Raw genomic sequence first — 7,667 nt, 5'->3', positions numbered from 1 at the left:
TCGCTTCCGAAATCAACGACCGACCCCGTAAGATCCACAATTGGAAGAAGCCCTCCGAGATATTCGCCGAACTCGTAGAGGCAAATGCTTCGACTTCCTGAATTCGCCGGGTGGTGAGCCTGCAGTCGTCAGTCGAGCAGGCCGCGGATGTCGGCGGCGGTGAGTTCGGCGGTGGCGAATTCTCCGCCGTCGAGGACGCTGCTGAACAGCTCGGCTTTTCGGGTTTGTAGTGCCATGACTTTTTCTTCGATGGTGTCTGTGGCGACGAGGCGGTAGACCATGACGTTGCGGGTCTGGCCGATGCGGTGGGTACGGTCAACTGCTTGGGCCTCGGTCGCTGGGTTCCACCAGGGGTCGAGCAGGATGCAGTAGTCGGCCTCGGTCAGGTTCAGGCCGAAGCCTCCGGATTTGAGGCTGACCAGGAAGGCCGGCGAGGTTCCGTTCTTGAAGTCGGCGATGACCTTTGCCCGCTGCCGGGTTTTGCCGTCGAGGTAGCAGCAGGCGATGCCGGCGTCCTCGAGTCGTTGCCGGGCGGTGGTCAGGAAGCGGGTGAACTGGCTGAAGATGAGAACCCGGTGTCCTTCGGCGGCGAGGCCGGTGACCTGCTCGCAGAGCGCGTCGAGTTTCGTCGACGCGATGGTGTGGTGTTTCGGGTCGACCAGGGTCAGGTCGAGGCTGGCCTGTCGGAGCAGGGTCAGTGAGCGGAAGATCTCGAACCGGTTCTTCTGCAGGTCGCCGAGCAGGCCGAGGACCTTCTGCCGTTCCCGCTGCAGGTATTTCTGGTACATCCGGCGGTGCTTGGGGTTCAGGTCCAGCTCGATGACCTGTTCCTGCTTGGCGGGCAGTTCGGTGACCACGTCGGCCTTGCGGCGGCGCAGCATGAGCGGGCGGATCCGCCGGCGCAGTTGCGCGAGTCGCTGCTCGTCGTGGTCCTTCTCGATCGGCCGGCGGTAGTACTCACTGAACCGGTCGAGCCGCGGCAGTAGGCCGGGCGCGGTGATGGACAACAGCGCCCATAGTTCGGCCAGGTTGTTCTCCATCGGGGTACCGGTGATCGCGAGCTTGAAGGCGGCCGGGAGCTGTTTCGCGCACCGGTAAGTCTGCGATTGGGCGTTCTTGACGAACTGCGCCTCGTCCAAGATCAGCCCGGTCCAGGGCAGCGCGGCGTAGTCGTCGTACTCGAGCCGGAACAGGGTGTACGAGGTGACCACGATGTGCGATCCGGTGACCGTTTGGTGCAGTGTTCCGGCCCGGCGTGCGCCGGTCTGGACGATGGGGGTGACGGTGAGGTTCGGGGCGAAGCGTGCCGCCTCGTGTGCCCAGTTGCTGACGACGCTGGCCGGGGCTACCACCAGGAACGGTGCCCGGCCGGGCGCTTGTTCGACAGCGTGGCAGATCAGGGCCAGTGCCTGGAGCGTCTTGCCCAGTCCCATGTCGTCGGCCAGCACCCCGCCGAGACCGTGGCGGTGCAGGGTGGCGAGCCACTGGAAGCCCTCTCGTTGATACGGGCGAAGAGTGGCGTCCAGCCCTGCCGGTGGCGGGACGGCGGGACCGGTCGTCGCGTCGCTCAGCGCGCGAACGGACTCCTGCCAGGCTGCGGCTTGTCCGGTGACTTCACCCAGCTCGGACAGCTCCTGCCAGAGCCCGGCCTGGAAACGGCCGACCCGGACAACGCCGGTAGGGGCGTCCTGCAAGTCGCGGGCCTCCATGATCAGCGCGCGTAGTTGCTGGAACTCGGGTTGCTCGAGCCGGAAGTAGCGGCCGCTGGGCAGGATCATGAACTCCTGCTCGGCCGCCAGAGCGACGAACAGTCCTTCGAAACCGACGTCCTCACCACCGACGCTGATCCGCACGGACAGGTCGAACCAGTCCTGTGCTCCGGCGTCGCCCTTGCCCGTGCTCGTGAACGAGACGACCGGGGACTCTGGCTCCTCGATGTACTCCGGCAGGTCGGCATCCGCCTTGACGACCACCTCGACGCCGTCCAGCTCGGCGAGTGGGGGAAAGACGTCGCGGACGAGCCGCAGCATGACGTCACCGGCGACGGCGGTGTGCTCCCGCAGCCGCCGTCCGCCCTGGACCGGCTCGGTCAGCCCGTACGCCGGTTCCGACACCAGATCAGTGACGCGTTGCAGCGTCGCGGCCCGGTCGGGATTGCGGTCACCGTCGGCGTGCAGCGGCTCCGCGTGCATGTCTGTTCCGACCTGGGAGATCCATTCCCAGGTCAGTGACATCCGGTGTTCCGGCAGGGTTTGCGCGGACAAGGTCAGCGTCGCCTGGCCGAGGTCGGGAAGGTCCACCGACGTATCAACCGGTACTACCTCCGCCCGGCGGGCAAGCCCCGGATAGTACTGCCGCAGGAAACGGGGCTCGTCGGCGGCGGGAACGACGATCGCCGGGGCGGTCAGCGCATCCATGACCTGCGCGCTCAGCGGCCGTGCCAGCGGGGCGAGCCTGAGCGTGCCCGGATCACTGGCGGATCCCGGCCCTGTCGTACCCCACCAGGCGACACCGTGAGCTGGGCGTCCGACCAGCAGCGACCGCTCGGGATCGATCTCCTGGGTACCGTCGAGCAGCCCTGGACGTAACCGCAAGCCGGCGGCGATCCGATCGGCGCGGACCGAGTACCGCACCGGCCGTGCCGATACCTGAGCCCGTGACGCGGCTCGGCCTCTCTGCACCAGCGGCAGCCCGGCCTCCTGCGCCTCAGCCAGGACATCCCACACCCGCCGGCTACGGAACTCGTCCAGATAGACGACCCGCTGACTCGACCCGTAATAGCGGTAACTGTACGGATCGCCTCCGTCGTCGTCCGCCAGCGCGAGCAGCTCCTCCAACAGATCCACGTGCTGCTGCGCCCGGGGTGAGCCAGGAACGTAGCCGTACCCGAGCGTGCCCCACGAAACGCCGCTACGAATCCAGCCCCTCTTGCCGGGCACCACCGGCCGGAGCCCGATCCGCCACCGGCCGTCCCCGTCGCCGTCCTCCAGGTCGAACTGTAATGCCAGGTCTGGAGAACCCGGCTCAGCGGCCGGACTGTCGGCATTCACCAAGGCGGCCAGCGCCAACTCCCACGACGGCGCCGGCTGCGGCTTGGACGCCTCCGACGTACAGGCGATCAACACCAACGCCGCCGGGTGCACACACGCTGGAGCCGCCGAACACGTGCACGTGCCGCTGACGCTCTTGAGCGCACCGTCGGCACCGACCACGACCGACGCCATCACCAGACCGGATTTCTCACCTTGCACGACAGCCCGCCCGCGGCCAGCGCTGCGGTCCCAGCTCACCTCGACCAGAGCACCGGAGGCCACCAGCGCACGAGCCTGCACGAAAGATCTAACCCCCACGGCCTCGCACACCGCCGCCTCATCAGCCGTCAGGACCAGCCGCGCCACGACAAACCTCCGCCGAATCGATGCTCGAACGCCAACGCTACCGAGCCGTACGACACCGCCGACCGCGACATCACCCAACCGAGAACACGCCGCAGCTCCCGCGCCCTTGCCGCCCCGGCCTCGCCTATCAAGGCGTGCGTCGGTCAACCGTTACGAACAGAGACGGTAGGTGAGGGCGGTGTGGCGGCGGCCAGCACCGACCGTGCGGACGGCGGCGGCCAGAGCGCGGCGGGAGCCTACGAGCACGACGAGCTTCTTCGCCCGGGTGATCGCGGTGTAGAGCAAGTTGCGTTGCAGCATCATCCACGCGCTGGTCGTGATCGGGATGACCACCGCCGGGTACTCCGAACCCTGCGAACGGTGAATCGTCATCGCATACGCGTGGGCCAGCTCGTCGAGCTCGTCGAAGTCGTAATCGACCAGCTCGTCCTCGTCGGTACGTACGGTCAGACTCTGATCGTCGGTGGACAAGGCGGTGACGACCCCGACGGTGCCGTTGAACACCCCGGTCACACCTTTGTCGTAGTTGTTACGGATCTGCGTGACCTTGTCGCCGATGCGGAACACCCGCCCACCGACCCGCCGCTCCGGCAAGCCCTCCCGCGCCGGGGTGAGCTGCTGCTGCAACAGGATGTTCAGCGCGCCCGCCCCGGCCGGACCACGGTGCATCGGGGACAGCACCTGGACATCACGGCGCGGGTCGAGACCGAACCGTTTCGCAATGCGGGTACACGCCACGTCGACGGTCAGGGCGGCCGTGGCCTCGGTGTCGTCACACGGAAACAGGAAAAAGTCGCTCATCCCCTGCAAGAGCGGGGGCCGGCCGGCGTTGATCCGGTGGGCGTTGCTGACCACCCCAGAGTCCGCGGCCTGCCGGAACACCTGAGTCAGCCGGACCCGGGGAACCGTGTCCGCAGCAAGTAGATCCCGCAGCACCTCACCGGCGCCGACCGACGGGAGTTGGTCGACGTCACCGACCAACAGCAGATGCGCCCCCGGCGGGACGGCCTTGACGAGTTTGTTAGCCAGAATCAGATCCAGCATGGACGCCTCATCCACAACCAACAGGTCCACATCCAGAGGAGTGTCCCGGTCGTAGGTGGGTTCCCCACCAGGTTGCAGCTTCAGCAGCCGGTGCACCGTCGCCGCGCTCTGGCCGGTCAACTCGGCAAGACGCTTCGCGGCCCGCCCGGTCGGCGCCACGAGCAGAATCTTCGCCTTCTTCGCGGCGGCGAGTTCGACGATCGAGCGGACCGTGAAGCTTTTCCCACAGCCAGGCCCGCCGGTGAGCACCGCCACCTTCGACATCAACGCCAACCGCACAGCCTGCTCCTGCTCCGGCGCCAGATCAGTGCCCGTGCGCGCCTTCAACCAAGTCAGTGCCTTGTCCCAATCGACCCCGGAGAACTGCGCCATCCGGTCCCCACGGTCACCGAGCAACCGCAACACCGAACCAGCCAGGGACTGCTCCGCCCGGTGAAACGGCACCAGATAGACCGCCGGAACCGGCCCATCCACGCCGGGCAAAATCTCCCGCACCACGCCGTCCTCAGCGACCAGGTCATCAAGGCAACGAATCGCCAACTCGGCCGGCACGTCAAGGATCTTCACCGCGTCCGCAACCAGCTGCGGTGCGGGCAGATAGCAGTGGCCGTTGTCCGCAGCCTGCGACAACGTGTACTGCAACCCGGCCATGACCCGCTGCGGGCTGTCATGCGGGATCCCCACGGCCTGCGCGATCGTGTCAGCGGTCTTGAACCCGATCCCCCACACATCAGCGGCCAGCCGGTACGGCTCATTCTTCACCACGCTGATCGAGGCATCACCATACTTCTTGTAGATCCGCACCGCGATCGACGTCGAAACCCCGACGCCCTGCAGGAACACCATCACTTCCTTGATGGCCTTCTGCTCCGCCCACGCCGCGGTGATCTTCGCCGTGCGTTTCGGACCCAAACCCGGCACCTCAACCAGCCGGTCCGGCTCCTCCTCGATGATCCGCAGAGTGTCCAAGCCGAAATGCTCGACAATCCGCTCGGCGAACACCGGCCCGATACCCTTGATCAGCCCGGAACCCAGGTAGCGGCGGATACCCTGGATCGTCGCCGGGAGCACGGTGGTGTACGAGACGACCTCGAACTGCCGCCCGTACTGCGGATGCGACGACCACCAACCCTGCAGCCGCAGACTCTCCCCGGGCTGCGCCCCCAACAACGCGCCCACCACAGTCAAAAGATCCGAACCTCGGCCGGTCGCGACCCGGGCGATCGTGTACCCCGTCTCCTCGTTGACGTACGTCAACCGTTCCAACACAGCTTCAAGAACATGCGGAGACGGACGAGACGAGACAGCCGCAGACACGTGCACCATTGTGCCGTCAACTGCACCTTACCACCAAAACTGGGCGCGAGGCCCACCGGGTAAGAGCAGGTGGATCAGTCGACAGAGCTGTCGATCTCAGCGGGGGCATGCTCGTCAGTCCCTCGCGCTCGACCACTGCTTAACGATGACAAGAGTCGACAACCTACGCTGCTCGACCACCGCGCTTCCCGGCTTGTCATCGGTTGTCAGGAGTAGCCATTGAACTGCGATAACGCTAGATCAGCCTGGTCATTGCTCGTCACCGGTCGTCGTCTGCTGGCAGGGTTTTTCGGGGGGTAAACGGGGGGGCCGAGATCAACTCAGCCCGTCGCCGAAGTTGGCGTCTCACTCGCCCCGCGCGGAAAGTTCGCGGTGGAGAAGAACGAGCCCGCGGGCCGGGTGCTGCCCTTGGGCGCGCTGGGCAGAGCGGTCACGGCGCCCTCGCCCGCGGACTTCACCTTCTCGTCGGTCACCTAGTTCGTCACCGGCGACGGCGTCACCGCCCTGCTCCCGGGTGAGCTGCTGAAGGCGCAGATCGTCGGCGACTCGCTGCCGGAGGCGTTCGCGATCCGGCCCAAGCTGTCGGCCTGTATGGGCGCAGCACGACGAGACTCCTACCTGCGGTAGTTGTGCGCAACCGATGTCGTTCGTCGTGCAGCCTGAGGAAGGTCGCGATCATCGGACCTCTATGAACTTCGGGGGTGGTGGTTGCGGCTATGGTTTCCGTTGCCGTGCATGCGCGACCGCCGCGTTCCTTTGGCAACGCTAATGGAGCGTTCACTCGTGAGCCTGCGACAGACGAACCTCCGCGCCTTCGACGCGGCAAATCCGCGCGTTTGGCTATCGCTGGCCGGGACAGATGCCACGGGTCCGGGATTGGTTGTTTCCCGATCGGTTGCACGCGGCGAAAGTGATCGAGTGGAGCAATGCTCGAAACCTGTGGATGAGCGTCGGGAGGCGTACCCCAGGGCCGTTGCGTAGTCGGTTGAGGACTATGTGAGCTGGGGTTTTGGACGGTCTGGCCCTGAAGCTGGGTCCATGTAGGACGAGTGCGGCCCGTTCGTGATCATGGTGTTTGCGAAGACAACCGTGATCGAGAACAGGACCGCACCCGCTGATGTCATCATCACTGACCGAGATTGTGCTGCCGCAGCGACCCCCGAACATGCCGCCCTCGGCCGTGGTCACCGATGGTGACCGGCTGAGCCTGTTCGTCGCGTTGGAGGCGGTGCGGGACCCGCGGGATCCGCGGGGCCGGCGGTACCCGCTGGTGAGCGTCCTGGCGGCAGCGGTGTGCGCGGTGATAGCCGGGGCGTGCACGTTCGCCGCGGTCACGGATTGGGTGCGTTTCCAGGATCGTGCGGTGTGGCAGCGGCTCGGGTTCACCGGCCGGGTGCCCGCCGCGACGACGGTGTGGCGGCTGCTGATCCGTATCGACGCCGAGGTGTTGTCGCAGGTCCTGGCTCGCTGGTTGCGGGGCCGGGCGGCGCCGGTCCGGGCCGCTGGCCACTGGTGGCGCCTCGTCATCGCCGTCGACGGGAAGGTCGAGCGGGGTGCCCGGCTGGCTGACGGCAGGCAGGTCCATCTGCTCTGCGCTTACGACACCAGCACCGGCATCGTGCTCGCCCAGGTCCAGATCGCGGCGAAATCGAATGAGATCCCCGCGTTCACGCCCCTGATGACACGGGTCAAAGCTGTGCTGGGCTCACTGGCCGGCGTCCTGGTCGTGGCCGACGCGTTGCATGCCCAGGTCGGGCACGCCGACCTGCTCGCCGAGCACGGCGCGCATCTGATGGTCACGACCAAGGCCAACCAGTGCGCCACGAGGCGCTCTGACACATCCCCGTTTCAGGCGGGACAGACTCGAAGGGAGGTCTGCTGGGTCTGATGGCTTACCTGGATCCGAAA

The 7,667-nt window shown here is 66.5% G+C and carries 3 protein-coding genes; 1 reads left to right on the top strand and 2 read right to left on the bottom strand.

From position 1 onward, the window contains the following. Positions 1 to 128: 128 nt before the first annotated feature. Together CLV70_RS38350 and recD2 are read right to left on the bottom strand one after the other, a co-directional pair. Positions 129 to 3,398 carry a DEAD/DEAH box helicase gene (locus CLV70_RS38350; protein ID WP_146164350.1) on the bottom strand — a complete coding sequence of 1,090 codons (3,270 nt, stop codon included), beginning with the start codon at positions 3,396 to 3,398 and terminating at the stop codon, positions 129 to 131. 150 nt (positions 3,399 to 3,548) lie between these two features. Further along, a complete protein-coding gene (gene recD2 / locus CLV70_RS38345) occupies positions 3,549 to 5,768 on the bottom strand; it encodes an SF1B family DNA helicase RecD2 (protein ID WP_106131523.1) in 2,220 nt (739 codons plus the stop codon). A 1,108-nt stretch (positions 5,769 to 6,876) separates the two neighbouring features. Here recD2 and CLV70_RS38335 point away from each other — a divergent pair. Further along, positions 6,877 to 7,647: an ISAs1 family transposase gene (locus tag CLV70_RS38335; RefSeq protein WP_106131522.1), complete on the top strand. Its 771-nt coding sequence runs from the start codon at positions 6,877 to 6,879 to the stop codon at positions 7,645 to 7,647. Positions 7,648 to 7,667: the final 20 nt, after the last annotated feature.

Source organism: Pseudosporangium ferrugineum (assembly GCF_003002065.1).
Lineage (GTDB): Bacteria > Actinomycetota > Actinomycetes > Mycobacteriales > Micromonosporaceae > Actinoplanes > Actinoplanes ferrugineus_A.
This window is presented reverse-complemented; position numbering and strand designations above follow the sequence as displayed.